This is a genomic window from Microvirga zambiensis WSM3693, assembly GCF_016735695.1.
GTDB classification, from domain to species: domain Bacteria; phylum Pseudomonadota; class Alphaproteobacteria; order Rhizobiales; family Beijerinckiaceae; genus Microvirga; species Microvirga zambiensis.
This window is the reverse complement of record NZ_JAERQD010000083.1, coordinates 1-19724: the sequence shown is the minus strand read 5'-3', so window position 1 is coordinate 19724 and position 19724 is coordinate 1. Positions and strand designations below refer to the sequence as shown.

Sequence of the window (19724 nt, the reverse complement as noted above, 5' to 3'; positions counted from 1 at the left end):
CGGGAGGCGCCGACGCCGACGAACATCTCGACGAAGTCCGAGCCGGAGATGGTGAAGAACGGCACATTGGCCTCGCCGGCGACGGCTCGGGCGGTCAGGGTCTTACCGGTGCCGGGAGGGCCGACGAGCAGCACGCCGCGCGGAATCCGACCGCCGAGACGCTGAAACTTCTGCGGATCGCGCAGGAACTCCACGACCTCCTGCAAATCTTCCTTGGCCTCGTCGATGCCGGCGACGTCGTCGAAGGTGACGCGGCCATGGGCCTCGGTCAGGAGCTTCGCTTTCGACTTGCCGATCGACATCAGTCCGCCGCCACCTTGCTTGTTCATGGCGTTGCGCGATAGCCAGACGACGATGCCGACCATCAAGGCAAACGGCAACAGCGACAGCAGCAGGCTTACGAGCAGGCTCGGCTGCGGCGGTGACTCGGCCTTGATCACGATCCCCTTCTGCTGCAGTTGGGCGATCAGGCCGGCACCTTGCGGAACGTAGGTCGTGACCGTGCCGCCGGCTGAACGCTCAGCGATCACCTGCTGCCCTTGGATGGTGGCAGAACGGATCTCTCCTTGCTCGACGGCCGTGACGAACGCGGAGTAGGGGAGTTGATCAGGTTGCGGTCCCGAATTGCTCTGAAAATAGAACATCGACAGCAGGGACATAACTGCAGCGGCTATCGCAAAATTGCGAAAGTTAGGCGCGGCGTTGGGGGGGTTCATCGCTATGCTTTCTGAACCGCAAATGTCCAGCCGAGATACGAGGGTAACAGCCGGATACGATCTGGTTCCTGAGTAATGTCATCTCTGGAAGGTGTTCGGCCCTGAATCGAATCGGTCGAGATGGTCACGCAGCAGTGCCATGTTGCGCAGGTTCGAGCGAAAGAACACATCGCCAACCCAGCCGACCACCGGAATGGCGCTGATGGCGAAGTCGACACCGACATTGCCAACCATGCGTAGAAGCGTTCCAGTCGGCACCCCGAGGCGCCGCGCCTCCCAGATCAGGTAGGCCGACATGCCTTTCGACGTCAGCAATCCAATGCCGGGAATGAGGTTCAGGAGCGCGTCGGCGCCGAAGCGGATGTTCGTTCCAGGCACGCGGACTGCGCTGTCTAGCAGCCGCGACAGGGCTTCGAGCCGCGAACGCGTGTCGCCGGCACGAGATGAAACGCCGTGGAGAGAGGATGCGTAAGCGTAGGGCGTCACAGTGATCTCCCAGATGCAGAGCGCACATCATGGCGCTCCTCAGGTGAGAGAGTCCGACATCGCAGGCTGTAGAAGACTGCCAGAGGGGCCCGGACCCCGGTAGCTGTCATGTGGGTGTGGAGCGGCTTCGGTTCAAGATCTGGATCCTACCCGTTTCCCCGCCTGTTCCCGTCCGAGCCTGAACGTTTTCATCGGTGAAATGTTGCCGCGGCTTCAACGATCGAAGATTCTGCGGCGGATTTGACGGATAATATGACTCACAAAGACCTGACCGCGGTCTCTGAAGGAGGGCCTTTAACTCATACGGAACGGGGACATGAGCGAGACAGGCAGCAGACACGCGAAAGCGCCAAGACCAGCACCTAATCGCGCGGTCAACCCAAAACTGTAAGCCGCCCCGTCAGGAGCGACTTGCAGACTCAGCTTTGGACTAACGCTTTGTTAGGCTCAATTAAGCCTGTTGCAGATTGGTTGCAGACTCTTTGCCGGTACGGCGGTCCGCTTCCACCTCATAGGAGATCTTCTGGCCCTCAACGAGGCCACGCATGCCAGCCCGCTCAAGCGCGGAGGCATGGACAAAAACATCCTTGCCCCCACTATCCGGCTGAATGAAACCATAGCCCTTCGTCTCGTTATACCACTTCACAGTACCCTTTGCCATTGAATATTCCTCGTGTCCCGTCAGGTGTGCTTCCGCCAAGCTATCCTGCCGTGTCGGGCCGAGAGGTCAAGCACCTGGTTATTGTTAGGTCATAACCCAAATCGTTCATCATGCACCAGAAGATCCGCGTCGAGGATGCTATTTGCTTGCCCGAGCGGGTTCATTGACCCTTGGAACCGAGAAATGACTGGCGTAGGTCAGCTAGCTTCGATTTCCCTCATTTGCCCGAGCATCAAGCGCCGCTCAGGGTTGTTGGACGGTGATCGTTGGGGGAACTAGCTGCGGCTGGAACGTGGGCGCATGGGAATGGATCATGCTTTGTATTTCCTACCCGAGAACAACATAGGCAAGGTCGAGAATGTTTTTCCGCATTGCGAAGTCGATGTGCTCATCGTGAACATCGAGCGATACCCTAAAGGAGCGAATTACCGTTTGCTTGTACGAACGATAGCCCATAGCACTTTGATGAATTAAATCCTTTGATCTGATCATGAGACGCTGGAAGAGCCGTTATTTTATCGAGGATTGCTCTGGCAGCATGAGGCTACATCGCCGCTAAACGTGCAGCAGAAATTCCGGATTGTCCGCCAGTTTGCACCCAAACTTTATTGGCTTGAAGTCGGAGTCAAACTTCAGGATGACGTTCTCGCTTCGGCTAGCGATATAAAAATGCCCGGATTTCGTGAACGCCATTCCGCAGGCATTCTTCACCTCCACTCCTTCGATTGGAGAGAGCGTGAAATCACCCGGAGAACTGGGCAGTTTCGCAGTAAGCACCGCGTTGCCGGCACTGACGTACAAACTACCCTTCCACACCACCATATGGACGGGCGACTCCATACCGTTGCTCTGGCACAGAAATTTCCCGTTCTTGTCATAGACTTTGACTCTACCAGCCGGCTCGTCGGCAACATAGAGTGCGTTGTTCGCCCACACCACTCCCCGAACAGAATGCTTGTTTTTTTTGCCCGAACCGGAGTACTCCAGCCCGGCCGGAGCCTCCACCGGCGTCGTCGCTGAACCCAAGTTGCCCACGCTCGAAGCTACAAAAGTGCCAGGGTAGAACGTGCCATCTGTGGGCAGCGCTGGAGCTTGCGGAGCCGGCGCCGCGCTCGTGCCGTCAGCGGAGATAATCAGGCGGGTGACGATGTTGGTGTCCTGGCTTGAGACGTAGCAGTAGCCCGCGCCGTCAAACGTTATGTCGAAAGGATGCTCGATCCCTTCGCAGCTTTGCCTCGAAACAAGCGTGCTGACGAGCTTGTACTTCGCATCCTCCCCTTCGTAGCAAAGCACACTGTTTTCTTTTCTATTGCTATTTACTACGTAGAGGTACTTGCCAAACAAATGAAGGCCGCGAAGTTCATCCAGCAAGATTTCTCCGCTGTCCCGCAGCACGCTGGACGTGATCCTCTTCCCGTCCTTGTCGTGGGCGTGCACGTTATTCTTGTGTGGGTCTGTTTGGGGCTTGCCACCGTGAAGCGTAACGAAAAGCATAGGTCCCTCCCTGAGGGACTTAACGTGCCAACAGGCGAACCATTGCCGCGCACCTCAGCAACTGGCCCAGACTGCCAAATCGACATCCACAAGATGATCGACCTCAATGATCGAAGATTTGCGCGAATTGACGCGGTTGGCAAGCTCTGACGCTAACAGCGTAAGTTGTAGCGCATATCCATGAAACATGCCCGTCGCGAGGAGGCACGGGAACGGCACGAGCCGCCCTTTTGTTAATCCATCGAATGTTGACGTTCGTCCCGCAAGGCTGCAACGACGCTCGCTGGTGGCAAGCCGCGATGCCACAGAACATAGACGGTGCGATATCGGGGTGGCGCAAGCCCAACAGCGCGGCACGCAGCAACAGCCTGATCATGCGCACTGCGAATGCTGCCGAACGGTGCCGTGTCGCCCTGCCTCCACGCAGCAGGGCGCGAGCCAAGGATCGCCCGCCAGATGATAACTAGTTTTAGGTGCGGAAAGCGGCGACCTTTGCGCGTGGTCTTCGGCCTCGAGGCCCGCTCAGGCCAAAGCTTTGAGCGTCCGCGGGCGGTGTTGGAGCTCGCGGGACTTGGCGCTCTTCCGCTCCCGTCCCGACGAATGCCTACGATCCTCAAGTCGTTCAGGACTAGACCCGCTGTCGGCGGCGTGAGCCATTCCACGCTCGAGGATCGCTCTGTATGCTTTCAGGATTAGCCGAGGGCGTCGGCCACGGCCTTGCCGGTGGTCTCGGTTCCTGCATTGCCGCCGAGGTCGCGGGTGCGCAGGGTCCGCTCGCTCAGGACGTCCTCGATGGCCTGGACAATGGCGGAGGCGGCTTCGCCCTCGCCGAGATGTTCGAGCATCATGGCGCTCGCCCAGATCTGCCCGATCGGATTGGCAATCCCCTGTCCGGCAATATCCGGGGCCGAGCCGTGAACGGGCTCGAAGAGCGAGGGAAAGTCGCGATCCGGATTGATGTTGCCGGACGGCGCGATGCCGATGGTTCCGGTGCAGGCAGGCCCGAGGTCGGAGAGGATGTCGCCGAACAGGTTCGAGGCGACGACGACGTCGAACCAATCGGGGTGCAGCACGAAATGGGCCGTGAGGATGTCGATGTGGTACTTGTCCCATTTCACATCCGGATAGCGCTTGGCCATTTCCTCCACACGCTCGTCCCAGTATGGCATCGTGATCGAGATGCCGTTCGACTTCGTGGCCGAGGTCAGGTGCTTCTTCGGGCGCTTCTGCGCGAGTTCGAAGGCGAATTGCAGCACGCGGTTGACGCCGATGCGCGTCATCACGGTTTCCTGGATGACCACCTCGCGCTCGGTGCCGGGAAACATCTTGCCGCCGATGGACGAATACTCGCCCTCGGTGTTCTCGCGCACGACCCAGAAATCGATGTCGCCGGGCTTGCGGTTGGCGAGCGGTGTCGGCACTCCCGACATCAGGCGCACGGGCCGCAGGTTGATATACTGGTCGAACTCGCGCCGGAACTGGAGCAGCGAGCCCCAGAGCGAGACGTGATCCGGGATCTTCTCGGGCCAACCGACGGCGCCGAAGAAGATCGCATCGTGAGAGCCGATCTGCTCCTTCCAGTTCTCCGGCAGCATACGGCCGTGCTTGGCGTAATAATCGTAGGAGGAAAAATCGAAGTGATCGAGTTGCAGGTCGAAGCCGAACTTCTTGGCCGCGGCCTCCAGAACACGCACCCCTTCAGGCGTCGTTTCCTTGCCGATGCCGTCGCCGGGGATGACGGCCAATCGGTACCTTCTCGTCTGATCTACTGACATGGTGCGATCCTGTTCATCGATAACGTGCGCCCGAGGCCAGTGCCGAGGCTGCTGCTGATCATTACAGCCGCCGCGGCGATATTGCGACAAGGCCTTCGAGCGGGCCGCGCCTTGAATGCTATTGCGCGGTCACCCCGGCATCCTTGATGACCGGAACCCACTTGTCGATCTCGGAGCTGACGAGCTTGGCGAGGGCCTCGGGCGTCTGGCCGGCCTCGTCAGGGAGTTCGGCGCCGAGGTCGAGAAGGCGCTTGCGCGTGTTCTCGTACTTGAGAGCGGCCTTGGCGGCGGCATTCAGCTTGGTGACGATCTCCTTGGACGTTCCCTTGGGTGCGAAGAGCGCGTTCCAGCCTGTTGCCTGGAATTGCGGCAGGCCCGCCTCGGCCGAGGTCGGAACATCCGGAACGACCGGAAGACGGTTCGGGACCGCGACGACCAGCCCCTTGGCCTCCTTCGCCTGGACGTTCGGCACGATGGCAACCGTCTGATCGCAGACATAATCGACCTGGCCGCCGAGAAGCGCGTTCAACGCCGGACCCGAGCCGCGGAACGGAACGTGCTGCGGTTTCACGCCGAGGAGGGATTCCAGGAACAGGCAGGTGAGGTGCGACGTCGAGCCGACCCCTCCCGAGCCGTAGTTCATCCTCGGCGCGTTGGCTTTCAGATAGGCGACGAATTCCTTGAAATCCTTGACCGGAAGATCCTTCTTGGCGACCACGAGCATGGGAGTCGATGCCGAGTTCATGATCGGCTCAAAGTCGGTGCGCGGATCGTAGGCCAGCTTGGGATAGAGGCCGCCACTTGCCGCCTGCGTGCCGAGATTGCCCATCAGGATCGTGTAACCGTCGGGCTCGGCTCTGGTGACCCGGGTGACACCGACGGTGCCGCCGGCCCCGGTCACGTTCTCGACCACGAGCTGCTGCCCGAGCGTGCGGCTCATGTGATCAGCCATGAGACGAGCGACGACGTCGGTCGTGCCGCCAGCCGCGAAGGGAACCACGAGCGTAATCGGTCGCGTCGGATACGTCCCTTGTGCGTGCGCGGCTGTCGCAACGAAGCCCAAGGCTACGGCGATGGTGGTGAGGGCTTTCTTCATAGGCGTTTCCTTCCCTGGTTAATTCGTGTTCTCGGTAAGCGCGCGCGGTACACGCACCACGCGTGACGCAACAAAGTCCTCGTCCCGCATGCGCTCAGGTCCTGCCCAATTGGACGACACGCAGGTTGTTGGTCGTCCCCGCCTGGCCAAAAGGAATTCCCGCAACGACCACGATCTGATCCGCCGGTTGCGCGAACTCCTCCGACAGCGCCATCGCGGCAGCGCGTTCGACCATCTCCTCGTAGGAATGGACATCCATTCGTCTGTTGCCGCGCCTTCTGTCCGGGCGGCTCGATCTCGCCTTCGTCCGCCCGCCGGAACGTCCCGACAGGCGCCTGGAGTTTCTGTTCCTGTTCCACGAGACGGCGGTCGTGGCCGTGCCGATCGGACACCCGTTGGCGGATCGGGAACGATTGGGGATCGGGGACCTCGCCAAGGAGCCTTTGATCGTTCCCGAGCGGCGATCACGCCCCCACAGCCATGACCTGACGATCAAGCTCTTTGCCGAGGCGGGGCTCCAGGCCCGCGTCGCGCAGGTGGCCGAGGAGAAGCAGACCATCATCAATCTCGTCGCGGCTCAGTTGGGTGTCGCGATCGTGCCGCGGTGGACGTCGCGGATGACAACACCTGGCGTACGCTACATTCCTCTCGACGAAGCGGCAGGGCCAATGAACAAGCTGCCGCTTGCCGCTGCGTGGATCCAAGGTTCCCGCGATGCCGTGCGCGACGAGATGCTCGCGATGCTGCGAGACGGTCTGGGGAGCTATGCCGAACAAGCCTGAAGCCAATGCGAACGGCAGATTCTGGCCCCGGAACGATAAGCGTTGCCATGGCATTGGTTGATACCCTCATCACCCACACTGGGATAACGACCATGTTCGATAGTCTGCCGGCGGCCTTGCTCGCTCTCTTCCTGGCTGCGTGTGTGCTCTGGCTGATCTGGCAGGCGTTCCGTCGCCTTTTGTCGCCCCGGAAGAGAAGGCTGGAGCCTTACCTCGCCGACGAGCCCGACACGAGCCGTACGCAGCCGGCTGGCCCCCAGGCAGCGGCCGCTGTGTCGACCATTCCGGATGCCGCCGACGTCCTTGCTCTCAAAGCGGCCATTGACAACCTGGCGCGGCAGGTCACTGCCCTGGAAAAACGTCTCGCAGCCGGTCAGACGAGCCTTCCGGCCGAGACTTTACCAAATGACAGGAAGGCTGAGCAGGGCCCAGTAACACCATCCGTGTCACCAGACCATCGGATCTAAGGTACGGGGAGCATTGCGTCGGCGCGCCATCCGTCTATGTGTGCGGTGCGTGTCATAGTCTTGCGCCAATCCATGAGACCGAGCACTGTCATGCTCTCACACACGATCTAGCTTGTGCAAAATTGGCATCCCGCCTGCCACGCTATCTACGGTGCGACCGGAAGCGATTTCATGAATCATACGACTGCCGCAGCGGCCAAGCCCATCGTGAAGCCTGGCTTTATTGCTTTGCTCATCGCGGTCTCCGCCGTGAGCCCGCTGGGCATCAATATGTACCTTCCCTCGATGCCCGGCATGGCGCGGGCACTTGGTGTCGACTTCACCACGATTCAGCTGACATTGTCGCTCTATCTCGGTGCGATGGCCTTCGGGCAACTGGTCATCGGGCCCCTGTCTGACAGATTCGGGCGCCGGCCCGTGCTTTTGATCGGACTTCTCACATTCGTGGCAGGGTCCGCTATCTGCCTGGCGGCTCAAAGCATCGGCGTGCTGATCTTCGGTCGCATCGTGCAGGCAATCGGAGGCTGTGCGGGGATTACACTGAGCCGCGCCATCGTGCGCGATCTCTATGGGCGCAATCAGGTGGCCAGCATGATCGCTTACGTCACCATGGGCATGGCAGTTGCTCCCATGATCGCACCGACCATCGGCGGCCTGCTCGAGACATTTTTCGGATGGCGCGCCTCGTTCGCTTTTCTAATCGGTTTCGGCGGGCTTGCCCTTATGTTTGCGTACTGGCGGCTGCGCGAGACAAACCACAGCCGCTCGACGGGGGAGTCCGCCCGCGAACTCCTGCGGGGCTATGGGAGCCTCTTCCGGTCCCGCCAGTTCTGGGGCTACACGCTGGTGACCAGCTTCGTGTCGGCTATGTTCTTCGCTTTTCTGGCTGGCGCCCCGTATGTGATGATCGAACTGTTGGGGCGCAGCCCGGCGGAGTACGGGTTCTATTTCGCCATGGTGCCGTGCGGGTATATCCTGGGCAACTTCACCACGGGCCGCATAGCTGGTGCGACGGGACCAAACCGAATGATCCTGGCCGGCACCATCATGTCATTGGTGAGCATTGCCGCCATGGCCGCTCTGATCGCTTCCGACTTCCTATCCCCGGTGGCAGTTTTCGGGCCCATGCTTTTCATTGGCATGGCGAACGGGCTGGTGCTGCCGAGCGGCATTGCGGGTGCTGTGAGCGTCAGGCCGGATCTCGCGGGAGCTGCATCTGGCTTGTCAGGCAGCTTCCAGATCGGGTTCGGCGCGCTTGTTGCTCCTGTCGTCGGCGCAGCACTCAGTTCAACTGTCTGGCCACTGATCGTAATCATGACGATCTGCTCGTTACTGGCATTTGCCTCGCTGTCATTGGTTGTAGGTCGACGCGTGCCTGCTACGGGAAGCTAGAGCGCTGCCTGTTGCGCACAGGATCTCGCTGGAAAGGTCCGGACTGGCACGAGGCGGAAGTGCGCCGAATGTCTGCTTCATAAGGCGACACCGGACGTACCCGACGACATCAGGGACCGCATCTCCTAGGGAATGATATCTTTCTTTATCTCTTCGAGAATCCATCTTCGGAATTGAAGTAGGCGCCCTGGAAGTGGCTCGCGATCATGATAAACAAGATAGAAGGAACCTTCCGCCAACACCGTGAAGTCAATCGGCGCTACAAGACGACCAGCTTGGAGGCGCGCAACCAGCAGATCAAGGCGCAGATCGAGGGGACCACCTCGGGCTACGACCGTGAGAAGCTCCAGGAGCGTCTGGCCAAGTTGGCGGGCGGCGTCGCTGTGATTCATGTCAGTGGGAGCACCGAGATCGAGGTCAAGGAGAAGAAGGACCGCGTCGACGACGCACTGCATGCCACCAAGGCGGCGGTTGCAGAGGTGAACAGCGACAACCCGGACATTCAGGCTGGCATCAACATCGTGCTGCGGGCGCTTGAGGCTCCGATCCGTCAGATCGCTGAGAACGCTGGCGTAGAAGGCTCCATCGTGGTCGGCAAGATCACCGATAACACGCAGTCAGAGACGTTTGGCTTCAATGCTCAGACCGAGGAGTTTGTCGATCTACTCCAGGCCGGCATTGTCGATCCGGCAAAGGTCGTCCGCACGGCGCTGCAGGACGCGGTCCGTCGCCGGCCTCCTTGTCACCACGGAAGCCATGGTGGCAGAATTGCCGAAGAAGGAAGCTGCACCAGCGATGCCGGGTGGTGGCATGGGTGGCATGGACTTCTAGGACCAGACACATTCGGTGCGCGGCCCCGGAGACATCCGGGGTCTGATCGTCGGCCGGTGCATAATTGTGCCTGGAGATAAACCTTACTGGTGTGAGCAGGAGAGCTTTGTCCAGTCCTGCTCACACCAGACTGTTCCGCGATCAAGCGACCTCGACTGTGGATGAACGCCCCTGGATCGCCGATTGATTATGCGCTGCGCACGGGTTCACTGAGGACATTTCATTTCAAGAATAATTTCCTCTCCACTCAGATCGCTGGTAACAGCGGTCTTCTCTTTTTCTTGAGCGCGAAATCCATTCCATTGCCTGGGTCAGCAGAAGTTCAAGACCATATAGGAGAATCTGCGCTGTTTTGCTAAACGGTGGGTAGTGCTGCAAGTCGATCCTTGAGACCCAGGTGACTATTCCTGCGTGTCGAGGAACTCGGTTACTGTCAGCTGTTCCGGAATGTCGCCCAAGCAGACGAAGTCCAGATAGTCCTCGGGTACATCCTATTCAGTCGTCTCTTCGATCCTGTGACGCTCGATCCAAACCCACACCGCCAGATCGGCATCGATCGACCGGCGTGCTATCCAGTAGCTTTCGGCCGGGCACCGACACACGTCTGGGTAAGATCGCAGAAACTCAGCCACTGCCGCGACGGCATCGCTGTAGGCGCTAATGCCCTCGCCGAGGCATCCGGTGACGAGCGGCTGCCCGGATCGTCCAACCATTTGCCATTGGACACGGTAAGTCATGAGGAGCGTTCCAGCATCGCGGGTCCTAACATGGCATCCCGGCTGGCTTTCTGACAGGGGGCGAATGAGGTTGGCCGCTGTAGCTTATCTCAAATGTCGTTGTAGCTCGTGAGTTGATCGGGGCGCAGACCCTCGTCGGGCGGACCGGAAGACTTCAGCCGCACGCCAGGACCTTGGCCACCGTCAGCATCAATGAAGAGCACGCCTTGACCCTCAAGAACTGCTTGGAGGGCTACGGCGGCAGGCTCAAGCCCATCTGCTGCCCGCTTGGTCTCGGCCTCTGCAATGACTTCCACTGTCAGGCCTGCGCGCTCGGCGAGTTCGGCCTAGGATAAATCGAGAAGCTCCCGCCCGGCGCGCAGTTGCGTGGGCGTGACAGCTGGCTCCAGCATCAGGGTTTCTCCTACTTAGTTGCACATTAGCAATCCTGCATGTTCCGAACAAATGCTCAGCAACAGCAGGCCCATATGGTGCCAATTCGCGAGAATGGCTTCCACATCGTCAAGCCGTTGAGATTGTTATCCATCCAGCGCTTGCTGAGGCCTTTCTTAAGTGCGGGCCCGAGTGTGAATGCATTGATCCCTTCGTGACAGCATATCTAATTTCCCTCACCCTGGAGCGCGGCTGCGACAGTTGTGCGCTGCACAAATCGCTTTCTCCTTCGTTGGCTTGTTGGATGCTGGGGAGAAGGGGCCGTGGATCGCAAAAGAAGCATTCCTGCCGCATGGAGCAAGCGCCGCACACGCTATGACTCTCCAGGTCTCTATGAGGCCATCGGGGCGGCGCAGGGCCTGACCAACCAGATCGAGGGCCAGATTGCGATCGCCGCGCAGTTGATTGGTTTGCCGGAAGATGAAATCCGCGATCGTGTGCTGTTAGCGCGCAATCAGAGAAATCAGAGCCGACCAACAACTGCCCGAGGACGCCCGACAGAGGTCGTGGCCATCAAACGTCGAAGCCCGCGCGCCAACTGAGCTGAATCTAGTAACCAAACATTCACGCGGGTTCGCTATCGCTCAATCCGACGACGGGCGTGCACGAGAGAAAACTTACAAGCAAAAGCAGCTGACGGGAGAAGCGCCAGAGGGCTCCAGACGCATCAGAGGAGCTATGACATGGTCTTGTACATGCTTTGCAAACTCGCTTCGCTTGCTTGGATCCGACAGCGCTGTCTGCCCACTGATGAGAAGCGCGACGCAGCGCATCTTGCATCCGCTACCGATCGTCATGAACTGGAGTTCCACATCCGCGAGCCCGACCGCTCAAGGCGGCAGCGACGCGGACCGTCTCACCACATCTGAGCTAAACCGGTTGATGCCGGAACTATGTCAATCCGCGACACCATTCGACGTGGAGAACGTGATGCCATCTGCCTTCGCCGTTGGCCAGCTTGTCCGCGTCAGGGAGACTGGGCGCATCTGCGAGGTGGTGCGAACTCTTCCTGTCGTGGAAAACGGCATGCGTCTGTACGTGATCAGGAGTGAGCACGGGGCAGAGCTGATTGCACAACACCATGAGCTTGCAAGAGCATAAGCGGATTTACTGGGGTGACCGCGCTGGTTCCATGCACCAAGATTGAGCCCGACTGCTCCGGACTCGATCTGGAAGAGGCACGGCTTGTCCAGTTGCGGCAAGCCGTGCCGATGGCATCAAACGTGATCAGCGTTGGTTCTTATCGCGATCCTGATCCGAGCCCTGCGGGTTCCGGCCCTGGTTCTGCTGACCCTGCTGGTTCCGGCCCTGGCCGCTTTGCTTCTGCTGATCCCGGGCCTGACCTTCGTTCTTCTGATCGGAGCCCTGCGGGTTGCGGCCCTGGTTCTGCTGGCTCTGCTGGTTGCGATCTTGGCCCTGCTGGTCTTGGTCCTGATTACGGTTGGGCATAGAGTTTCTCCTATGGACGACGCTCCTGCAACACAGCAGAGGCATCGTTACGGGGACCTTCCCGCTGAAGCAACGCGCAATCAAGCCTAAATTTTAAGCTGGAACTTACTGCCAGCATGAACGCTGTAGAAGCCTTGATTTTTAAACTGTGCTTAAAGCTACGCTCTGCTTTCAAAGCTTATACATGGTTAAGCTTGGTGGATCATGATCTATTTTTATCATAGAGGAACTCTCGTGCGACGGTGCAGGCATTTGTTGCAAGACATCCCGTGACCCGGCATCCTTACGTCCACGGTTGGCGCAGGTGAGGGCGATCGATGACATACTGCGTCGGTGTTCTGGTTGAGCAGGGGCTGGTGCTGATTGCCGATACCCGCACGAATGCCGGTCTCGATGACATCTCCACTTATCGCAAGCTCACAACAATTGCAGTCCCGGGCGAGCGGATTCTCGCATTGGCCAGCGCCGGCAACCTGGCTCTTTCCCAATCGGTGTTGGGGCTTCTGAGCGAAGGGCTGCGCAATGATGAGACCGGCGAGACCGAGACCCTTCAGACGGTCCCAACGCTATTTCAGGCAGCACTGCTGATCGGTCGAGCCATCCGGCAAGTGCGGGCGATGGAGCAGTCAGCCTTGGAGCAGGCAAACCTGCGGTTCGACGTGACGTTCCTGTTCGGCGGGCAGATTTCGGGCGGACCGATGGAGCTTTTCCTCGTCTACTCTGCCGGCAACTTCATCCGCTGTGGGCCGGATGCTCCCTATCTCCAGATCGGCGAACACAAATACGGTAAGCCCATCCTGGACCGAGCCGTTCGCTACAACACAGACCTGTATGAAGCCGTGAAGATCGGCTTGATCTCGATGGATTCGACCATGCGCTCGAACATTGGGGTTGGGCTTCCTATCGATCTGGCGATCGCCCAGCGCGATGCTCTCGCCTTCGAAGTGCTCCACCGCATCGAGCCTGGGGAGCCTTATTTCCATGATCTGAGCGAGCGCTGGTCGGCCGCCTTGCGCGCCGCCCACAAAAGCATCCCGCGCCCGCCCTACGGGCAAGAGCCGATTTAAGGCTGTTGATGATCGAGACAGTTCACCGGCGCCCATAGCCCGGTGCCGCCCTCGTGGCCTATCTCACAATCGTGCATACGGTGATCTGGCTAAGGTAACCGCGAGCACAGCAGGACCGCTTCACCTGGTCGTCAGAATGGTCGCAACAAGAATGATCGTGGCCAACTTCGGATGGGCGCCTCGTCAGCAGAGGCGAATGCCGAACCCGCTGTGAGCAGCCCCCTCAGGGCTTTGGAGCGGGTAAGGTCACATACCAGTCCGCATAGGGCGTATTCATCACCCGGTAACGGTTGTAGTCCGGAGCACCATCACTCCACCACACGGGACCTCGTTCCCCAAGCGCTGTCTTGGCGGCGTCAACTTGCATTCGGGCCACCTGTGTCGCCTCCGGCTCGCCGCGTGCCTCGCGGACAGCGCGGCGCGCTGCCATCAACTCACTCACGAGCCGCTGGCGGTCGGCAGGATCCAGAGCGGGATTGCTCAGGCGCCAGAGCCGTCCACGCACAACAAAGTAGCGACCATCTGGCGTTCGGTGATACTGGTCGGAAGTGGCCATGAAACGGATCCAACGCTCACGAGTCATGAGGGGAGAGCGGCCCTTTGGTATAAACCAAGTGCCTGTGCCAGGCGCACCAACTCGAACTTGCTGCGACAGCGGTAACCTAGCGTGGTGTTCTCGCCTTGTCCGTAGGAGGTTCGGAACCGGTGAGCCTTGTCACATTCACCATGGTGGTCAGCAAGACCATTCTCCTTGCACAATGCTCAACATTGAGGCGGAACTTGCCGACATTGACGGCTCTCATGAGAAATCCTTTTACGCCAGCAGCCCGTTACTAAGGCATGGTGCTCAGCTGAGGGGGGTGAGCTTGAGCCGTAACCGTTGTGAGGCAGTCATGGCGTCGGTGTTCAACGACCTCATTCCATTGCTTGGGGTCATTTCCGTCTTCATCGCGATTTGTTCCCTGGAAGGAGTCTCCTAGACCGAGCCCCGGCAAGGCCGTCAACCGCCAGATGTGATCTGGCGGCGAATTCAGCAATCAGGAGAAGCCATGACGGCCGGAGAACTATACAAAGCCCGCACGGGCGACGAGGCACCATCGACCTGTATCGAAGGCCCTAGTGATGGCTACTCGCGGCAAGTGTTGATCGATGCGCTGGTTGACCTCGACCCGGACTATGAGCGGGAGCGAGAGCTTCTCAACAGAAGCTCGCTCGAAGCGGCGCTGAACGCCCGGCTGCTCGCAAAGTTCAAGGACCAGTACCGCATCAAGCGTCAACCCTATCTGCAGCAACTCGCGGCGTTGTAAGGTCTGCCCTGGAATCGACTTGGACCTCGAATAAACTGTCACATCGAAGATCTGAGGGACGGCCGGGCGACTAAAGATGTCGGCCATGATGCGCCGGAGCCCGCGACATGTGTTCCATCAAGACATCGCTGGCGGCTAGGCGACGCCTAACACGACGACAGCTTTGCACGACTGACCTTGGCCCCTCCCATGGCTCACGAGGCAGGTCGGTGGCGCACGAGCCTGGACGCGATTTCCGGTCGGTTTTCAGCGAGCCATTCCTGGGCCTCGGAGGCGTCGACGACACAGGTGAGGGCATCCCAGGTCGGATCCTCGAGAGACTCCTCCCTGAGCCGGGTCGCGGCATACTCCACGAGTTGATGCAGGCTCTCGTAGCCCGGACGCGTCTCAAGTGCATCCGCAATCCAGACACTAGACCAGTTTTGATCGGCGAGATGGAAGATGCACTGCGGTTCGGCCTCGCGAAACCATGGCGCCGCATCGAATTCAAGAGCCATGGCATTGTCGGCCGTATGGCACACAGCGCGGATCATTATTTGCCTCATCGGTTCGCAGTCTCGAAGGCCACTTATCCTAACATGCGATGGCGGCTGGCCAACACCGCCAGGAACCCCATCCCTTAAGCATCTGCTAACCGTGTATGGCGGAATGGACTTGATACACGCCAGTGCCTCTCACGCAGCAGGAACCGGCAGGGCTGCACCCGACTTCTTTTGACATGCCGGGTACGATGAAGACCGGCGTCCTTATCCCATCGAGGTGCTGCCATGCGGCTTGCTTTCGCAGCTTTTGCGACGTCTCTTGTCGTGTCGTCATTCGCCTATGCCCAAGTGCCGGCGCAAGTCGAGGCCTGCCGGCTGTCGGGATTGGCCGCGATCAGGGAGCGTTCGCCCTCTCTCGACCAGATCACGCTCGATATGCAATCGCTTGCCATCTCCAAAGCCAACACTAGGGTCGGCGATACGCCGATCACGATGGTGGTCATGGGCGACGCCTATCTTCAGCGCGACAAGACCGATAAGCCCAATCGCTTTGTCTGTCTCCTCAGCGACCACGACAAGATCGTGCTGACGTTTTTCACTGAGCAGTAGTTCTTCCGCTTCCGCGCCACTAAAAAGGTTGTCGCCCTCGGTGTGGAGCGTACCCGCGATGGGTGCGAGCATGATCCGGCACATCAGGCTGCCGGTCTCGCTTCGGACCATGGATCAGCCATGCCAGCGCATATCCGGCAACGCCTGCCATGAACAGCACGAGCAACGGGTTCTCTGTCACCCGGTGGGTCACGGCTTGCTGGCCTGCGCGAATGTAGTGCTCTGCCTCCGGGTACTGCTCTCCGGCGTGTCGGACGTAGCGCTCGCCTCGGGTGTACACCGCACGGGCTGCGCCGGAGGCTTGCTCTGACACCTCGTGCAGGGCTTCTCGGACTTGATTCAGAACTTTCTCAGCTGAGTCCTGCTCTTGCTGTGCCTCTGGGCTGCCCGGCGTTGAGACCCCGGCGTGCTTGTCAGGATGCTCAGGCGCTGGTCCTTTGGTGATGGTGACCGAGACGGGATCACTGGTCGGGAACGTTTCCTCGATGGCATGGTCGAGCCTTGCATCGAGGTTCTCCTGCGAGTTCTCAGGCAGCTTGTTGTCCGGAGGACACATCGAAGACCGGCGTTCCTCCCCACCGCGCATGGATTGGCTCTTGATATCGGTTGCACTCACGATAAGCCCTCCGGGACATTCAAGGCATAACCAGCTGCAACTGGCACAGTTCAACGTCATGGCGGTGAACCGCGTTCCGCCATGCACTAATCGGCGTAACATGGCCGACGGATCGTAGGGTGGCACTCCTATCGACTGGCCTTGTCTTATGGACAACGGGGAGGGGAACGCTACACCGACTCCGGGGCAAAGATTGCTCGCCGAATAGATCGCGCCTGAGGACTAACAAGTCCGCTTCCTTCCGAAGCGAATAATCGTCATCAGCACGAACTGTAAATTGTGGTTCGTGATGCCAATATACCGAGCCGGTGAGCCCATTTCTTTACTGCCACGCTGAAACATCCCGGCCTCGGGTTAGTTGGCAAACATGACGGCTGTGCCTTCGCCTCGCGCGGAAATGCCGTCAAAGCAGGCCAGTTCGACCGTTGACGCGGGTTTCTAACAGCCGCTGGTGCCTGTTGGCTCATAAGCCGAGCACCCGCCCCGGCTCTGACGAATGGAGGCTCCGATCCGAACACCACAAGGGCTGAAGTGTGCCTCTCCGTCCACTGGTTGAGCGTTTGAGGAATCCTTCGCCTAACAATTTTGATCGAACAAGCCGCACAATCCGGAATAACGCGAATAGCGAGTGACTTCATGTCATCACGGGCCCTCTTAATCAGGAGTGGGCCCGTTTCCAATATTGCCTCGGACACATCAGCTATTCATCCTGTTGGAGCGTGGCGCGCACACGGAAACCGGGCGCTTGATGCGGGTGAAGGCTATGTCGCTCTCAGACCCGACGGCAGGCTCTCCATGGCCTTTTTTCCGCAGCCGGGCTGATGCGCTCGGGCGCGACCGCCCCAAAACTCAGCGCGGCGACTTTAACCACTCGCTTTCTGCCCGAGAGCTGGAAGTGGGCACCCTTGATTGTGAACTCTCCTCTTGGACGAAATAGGTGTTAATGAGCGCTGCAATCCTTCGGCCTAGTTCCTGATCCTCGTGGAGGTTGCCTGTCTCGGGTGACGGCGCATCACTGCACTCGGCGCCCTGGACCTGCTTAGGTTTTGCTTCACAGAAGCCGAGACCGAGTTCTGGGCCGTTGCGAGCACCGACTGGTGACAATTCTCCTGCTTGTCCCCATTCTCCCCGGGATTCACAGAGCTTGGCATCTCTTCAGAGCCCCGATGAGCCGAAAGAGCAGGCTCGCCCGCAGCGATTTCTGCTCGTTCCCCTTCGATGTAGGCTCCGACGTGCTCTCCATCTTGGGCAGGTCGGGCAGCGCTAGTCCGGACTGATCTTCGTCGATCAGGGTGGCGTGACCTCAATGCCAATCGGCCGCGTTCCACCGGAGATGATCCGCATAGTGTGCCCCAGAGGCAATGTCACTTCTTTGATTGTCACGGCTTGCGGAGAAGGAGCGCTGTAGAGAACGAATGCCTCCCGTTTGGCTTCCAGCTCCGGCTGCCAGAAGACGTAGAATTCCCGACCAACGAGAACCTTCTTGCTGGCCAGCAACGGCCTCATCCGGGAGCTGAGGAGCACATCGTCGACCCGGAAGCCCATCGCTTTGAGCTGGATGAGCAGAAAGGCAGCATCGCGCATGGCAACGGCGCCGTGCGATCGCGTGGGCATGGATCGGGTGGCGTTGGCCCAAACCTGTATCTCCTCGAAGTCGAAGACCAGTGCCAACCCGTCGATGGAAAGGTCCGCAAGCCGCGGATCCATGGCCGCAATCAGCTCCCGCAAAGAGTCCGAATAAATCCATCCCCGCGCCAGGCCTTCCTCGATCAGGTCAGCGAAGGCTTCGGTGAGAATGATTGCGTGATCGGAAAGTGGTTCTTGAGCTTGCGCGATCAGTTGCTCAAATGTGTTCCGTTCCCCGTTCAGCGTTATAGGTATATTTTCAATTGCCTTAAGCATATTTCCCAGCCATTTTGATGTACGTCTTGCCCCAAACGACCTTGGATTGGCCCGTCTTGTTAAGATTGGGGTGAACACCCCGGATTGTTACTCCAGGTTCATGAAATCTATCTGAACATCTGCCGATCAGCGGCATCTGTTACACTTCGAAAACAGTCGCCTTTCAACGATCCCTCAACACATTTGAGACCGTCGTAGCCGACGCGGCCGCCTGTGGCGCGGACATCGAATCCTTTCGGCCGTTGCTCGCCTGCGAACGGTAAGCAGTATGGGCATCGTGGGAGCTTTCCCCTAAGAGTGCAGACGAGTTCAGAGCGAGTGGTTGGGAGCGACCGAGGCGGGGTTAGCTTTGGGCAGAGGGGACTTGCGTCCTAGCTCTAGAGGAATTCATGTGGCTCAGCCCGACCGCAAATGGCGTCGCCCGAGCCTCGGTTGAATCTGTCACCGGACCAGCCTTCTCCCATGACGATCCTTATCTGAGTAGCGTGGTGAACAGGTGAGCGGCTCGAGCAGACCATTGCGGAGTTCCTCTCTAACTGGTCTCTGGCCCCGCTCGTACGGGTCATTCAAGTCTTGTGCAGCATCGATCTAATTGTCGCTGTTACATTCGTCACAGAAGTCGGAGATGTCGGCCGCTTCGAAAGGCCACCGCAGTTCATGGCCTATCTCAGCCTCGCCCAAGGCGAACGCTCGACCGGCGACACAGCGCGGTGGGGCAGAATCACCAAGGCCGGGAAAGGTCGGGTCCGGCAAATACTGGTGGAAAGCGCCTGGACCTATCGGCAGCCGGCGCGACGCGTGTCCTGAGCCGGTAGCTCTCGTCATTGATCTGAACCACACTCGCGTGATGCAGTAGGCGGTCGAGTACGGCGGCGGTCGGCACCGACTCCGCAGCAAAGGCCTGATCCCAGCTGCCAAACGTCAGATTGGAGGTCAGGATCATCGCACCCCTCAGGTCCGCCTGCTCCCGGAGCGACATGCTTGTCCTTAGTGTCGTGCCTAGGCTGGTGTGCGGTTCAACCGGGCGGTCCTCCGGCACGGCGCAGACTAAATCCGTCCGCTTTGCTGCGGTTGAACTTGAATACAGTCACTTCGAATGCGCGTTGATCATGCGTTGCGCGCATAGGCCCGATGAAGAAGTTTCATTTCAAAATATGACATATTTTGATAATGCCGTTGCGGCGCGGCGCAGCTCTACCCTGCGGCGTCGTTCCCTTCAGAGGCAAGGCCCTCTGCACTTCAGGCCGCTGGCAACAGCGGCCTTTTTCTTAAAGGGCCGACCCAGCACCAGGAAGCCAGGATGATGGGCCAAACGATCTTGCGGACTGATAACGGAATAGGACCTCATGCCTGACTTTTACCGGATTAAGCGCCTCCCGCCTTACGTCTTCGAGCAGGTCAACCGCATCAAGGCCGCCGCCCG

The 19724-nt window shown here is 59.3% G+C and carries 17 protein-coding genes and 5 pseudogenes; 9 read left to right on the top strand and 13 right to left on the bottom strand.

The window, feature by feature from the left end; genetic code table 11:
- The 7 genes and pseudogenes from JKL46_RS30855 to JKL46_RS30825 all read right to left on the bottom strand — a co-directional run.
- Positions 1 to 659 (bottom strand): ATP-dependent metallopeptidase FtsH/Yme1/Tma family protein (locus JKL46_RS30855; RefSeq protein ID WP_246529652.1); only part of this gene is annotated, 659 nt, incomplete at its 3' end.
- Between the two features lie 135 nt (positions 660 to 794).
- Entirely contained in the window at positions 795 to 1202 is a 408-nt protein-coding gene (locus JKL46_RS30850) for a DUF4112 domain-containing protein (protein WP_201841763.1), read from the bottom strand.
- A gap of 451 nt (positions 1203 to 1653) precedes the next feature.
- Positions 1654 to 1863, bottom strand: a complete 210-nt coding sequence (locus tag JKL46_RS30845) for a cold-shock protein (RefSeq protein ID WP_201841760.1) — start codon at positions 1861 to 1863, stop codon at positions 1654 to 1656.
- A 555-nt stretch (positions 1864 to 2418) separates the two neighbouring features.
- A complete protein-coding gene (locus JKL46_RS30840; protein ID WP_201841757.1) occupies positions 2419 to 3357 on the bottom strand; it encodes an NHL repeat-containing protein in 939 nt (312 codons plus the stop codon).
- A 692-nt stretch (positions 3358 to 4049) separates the two neighbouring features.
- Positions 4050 to 5132: a tartrate dehydrogenase gene (locus tag JKL46_RS30835; RefSeq protein ID WP_201841754.1), complete on the bottom strand. Its 1083-nt coding sequence runs from the start codon at positions 5130 to 5132 to the stop codon at positions 4050 to 4052.
- 118 nt (positions 5133 to 5250) lie between these two features.
- On the bottom strand, positions 5251 to 6228 hold the full coding sequence (locus tag JKL46_RS30830; protein ID WP_201841751.1) for a tripartite tricarboxylate transporter substrate-binding protein: 978 nt from the start codon (positions 6226 to 6228) through the stop codon (positions 5251 to 5253).
- Positions 6229 to 6322: 94 nt separating this feature from the next.
- Positions 6323 to 6484: pseudogene (locus tag JKL46_RS30825) on the bottom strand (pyruvate kinase alpha/beta domain-containing protein); the annotation flags it as partial.
- Between JKL46_RS30825 and JKL46_RS30820 the strand changes: the two are divergent.
- From JKL46_RS30820 to JKL46_RS30800, 5 genes and pseudogenes are all read left to right on the top strand, one after another.
- Positions 6483 to 7010 (top strand): annotated as a pseudogene (locus tag JKL46_RS30820) (LysR family substrate-binding domain-containing protein); the annotation flags it as partial. The pseudogenes JKL46_RS30825 and JKL46_RS30820 overlap by 2 nt on opposite strands.
- A gap of 92 nt (positions 7011 to 7102) precedes the next feature.
- On the top strand, positions 7103 to 7477 hold the full coding sequence (locus tag JKL46_RS30815; protein WP_201841742.1) for a hypothetical protein: 375 nt from the start codon (positions 7103 to 7105) through the stop codon (positions 7475 to 7477).
- A gap of 207 nt (positions 7478 to 7684) precedes the next feature.
- Complete coding sequence (locus tag JKL46_RS30810) at positions 7685 to 8869, top strand: Bcr/CflA family efflux MFS transporter (RefSeq protein WP_201841739.1); 1185 nt, start codon at positions 7685 to 7687, stop codon at positions 8867 to 8869.
- Between the two features lie 263 nt (positions 8870 to 9132).
- Positions 9133 to 9700: pseudogene (locus JKL46_RS30805) on the top strand (TCP-1/cpn60 chaperonin family protein); the annotation flags it as partial.
- A 1432-nt stretch (positions 9701 to 11132) separates the two neighbouring features.
- Positions 11133 to 11411, top strand: a complete 279-nt coding sequence (locus JKL46_RS30800) for a hypothetical protein (protein WP_201841736.1) — start codon at positions 11133 to 11135, stop codon at positions 11409 to 11411.
- A 685-nt stretch (positions 11412 to 12096) separates the two neighbouring features.
- On the opposite strand, the gene JKL46_RS30790 is transcribed toward JKL46_RS30800, so the two are convergent.
- On the bottom strand, positions 12097 to 12318 hold the full coding sequence (locus tag JKL46_RS30790; protein ID WP_201841730.1) for a hypothetical protein: 222 nt from the start codon (positions 12316 to 12318) through the stop codon (positions 12097 to 12099).
- A gap of 317 nt (positions 12319 to 12635) precedes the next feature.
- On the opposite strand from JKL46_RS30790, the gene JKL46_RS30785 reads away from it, so the two are divergent.
- On the top strand, positions 12636 to 13385 hold the full coding sequence (locus tag JKL46_RS30785; RefSeq protein ID WP_201841727.1) for a proteasome-type protease: 750 nt from the start codon (positions 12636 to 12638) through the stop codon (positions 13383 to 13385).
- Between the two features lie 223 nt (positions 13386 to 13608).
- On the opposite strand, the gene JKL46_RS30780 is transcribed toward JKL46_RS30785, so the two are convergent.
- Positions 13609 to 13941: a hypothetical protein gene (locus JKL46_RS30780; protein WP_201841725.1), complete on the bottom strand. Its 333-nt coding sequence runs from the start codon at positions 13939 to 13941 to the stop codon at positions 13609 to 13611.
- Positions 13942 to 14434: 493 nt separating this feature from the next.
- Between JKL46_RS30780 and JKL46_RS30775 the strand changes: the two genes are divergently transcribed.
- Positions 14435 to 14692 carry a hypothetical protein gene (locus JKL46_RS30775; protein WP_201841722.1) on the top strand — a complete coding sequence of 86 codons (258 nt, stop codon included), beginning with the start codon at positions 14435 to 14437 and terminating at the stop codon, positions 14690 to 14692.
- A gap of 194 nt (positions 14693 to 14886) precedes the next feature.
- On the opposite strand, the gene JKL46_RS30770 is transcribed toward JKL46_RS30775, so the two are convergent.
- Positions 14887 to 15225: a hypothetical protein gene (locus JKL46_RS30770; protein WP_201841718.1), complete on the bottom strand. Its 339-nt coding sequence runs from the start codon at positions 15223 to 15225 to the stop codon at positions 14887 to 14889.
- Between the two features lie 234 nt (positions 15226 to 15459).
- Between JKL46_RS30770 and JKL46_RS30765 the strand changes: the two genes are divergently transcribed.
- Positions 15460 to 15783 (top strand): hypothetical protein, encoded by a 324-nt coding sequence (locus tag JKL46_RS30765; RefSeq protein WP_201841715.1) that lies wholly within the window; start codon positions 15460 to 15462, stop codon positions 15781 to 15783.
- A gap of 19 nt (positions 15784 to 15802) precedes the next feature.
- On the opposite strand, the gene JKL46_RS30760 is transcribed toward JKL46_RS30765, so the two are convergent.
- On the bottom strand, positions 15803 to 16399 hold the full coding sequence (locus JKL46_RS30760) for a hypothetical protein (RefSeq protein ID WP_201841712.1): 597 nt from the start codon (positions 16397 to 16399) through the stop codon (positions 15803 to 15805).
- Positions 16400 to 17686: 1287 nt separating this feature from the next.
- A complete protein-coding gene (locus JKL46_RS30755; protein WP_201841709.1) occupies positions 17687 to 18301 on the bottom strand; it encodes a hypothetical protein in 615 nt (204 codons plus the stop codon).
- A 501-nt stretch (positions 18302 to 18802) separates the two neighbouring features.
- Between JKL46_RS30755 and JKL46_RS30750 the strand changes: the two are divergent.
- A pseudogene (locus JKL46_RS30750) lies at positions 18803 to 19096 on the top strand (transposase); the annotation flags it as partial.
- Here the strand turns inward: JKL46_RS30750 and JKL46_RS37080 are convergent.
- Positions 19023 to 19253, bottom strand: a pseudogene (locus JKL46_RS37080) (ATP-binding protein); the annotation flags it as partial. The pseudogenes JKL46_RS30750 and JKL46_RS37080 overlap by 74 nt on opposite strands.
- Positions 19254 to 19724: the final 471 nt, after the last annotated feature.

Coding starts and splice junctions, on each gene's coding strand:
- JKL46_RS30765 (WP_201841715.1), top strand. CDS start 15,460: ATGCGGCTTGCTTTCGCAGCTTTTGCGACGTCTCTTGTCGTGTCGTCA.
- JKL46_RS30785 (WP_201841727.1), top strand. CDS start 12,636: ATGACATACTGCGTCGGTGTTCTGGTTGAGCAGGGGCTGGTGCTGATT.
- JKL46_RS30830 (WP_201841751.1), bottom strand. CDS start 6,228: ATGAAGAAAGCCCTCACCACCATCGCCGTAGCCTTGGGCTTCGTTGCG.
- JKL46_RS30815 (WP_201841742.1), top strand. CDS start 7,103: ATGTTCGATAGTCTGCCGGCGGCCTTGCTCGCTCTCTTCCTGGCTGCG.
- JKL46_RS30790 (WP_201841730.1), bottom strand. CDS start 12,318: ATGCCCAACCGTAATCAGGACCAAGACCAGCAGGGCCAAGATCGCAAC.
- JKL46_RS30775 (WP_201841722.1), top strand. CDS start 14,435: ATGACGGCCGGAGAACTATACAAAGCCCGCACGGGCGACGAGGCACCA.
- JKL46_RS30845 (WP_201841760.1), bottom strand. CDS start 1,863: ATGGCAAAGGGTACTGTGAAGTGGTATAACGAGACGAAGGGCTATGGT.
- JKL46_RS30840 (WP_201841757.1), bottom strand. CDS start 3,357: ATGCTTTTCGTTACGCTTCACGGTGGCAAGCCCCAAACAGACCCACAC.
- JKL46_RS30835 (WP_201841754.1), bottom strand. CDS start 5,132: ATGTCAGTAGATCAGACGAGAAGGTACCGATTGGCCGTCATCCCCGGC.
- JKL46_RS30780 (WP_201841725.1), bottom strand. CDS start 13,941: ATGGCCACTTCCGACCAGTATCACCGAACGCCAGATGGTCGCTACTTT.
- JKL46_RS30770 (WP_201841718.1), bottom strand. CDS start 15,225: ATGATCCGCGCTGTGTGCCATACGGCCGACAATGCCATGGCTCTTGAA.
- JKL46_RS30755 (WP_201841709.1), bottom strand. CDS start 18,301: ATGCTTAAGGCAATTGAAAATATACCTATAACGCTGAACGGGGAACGG.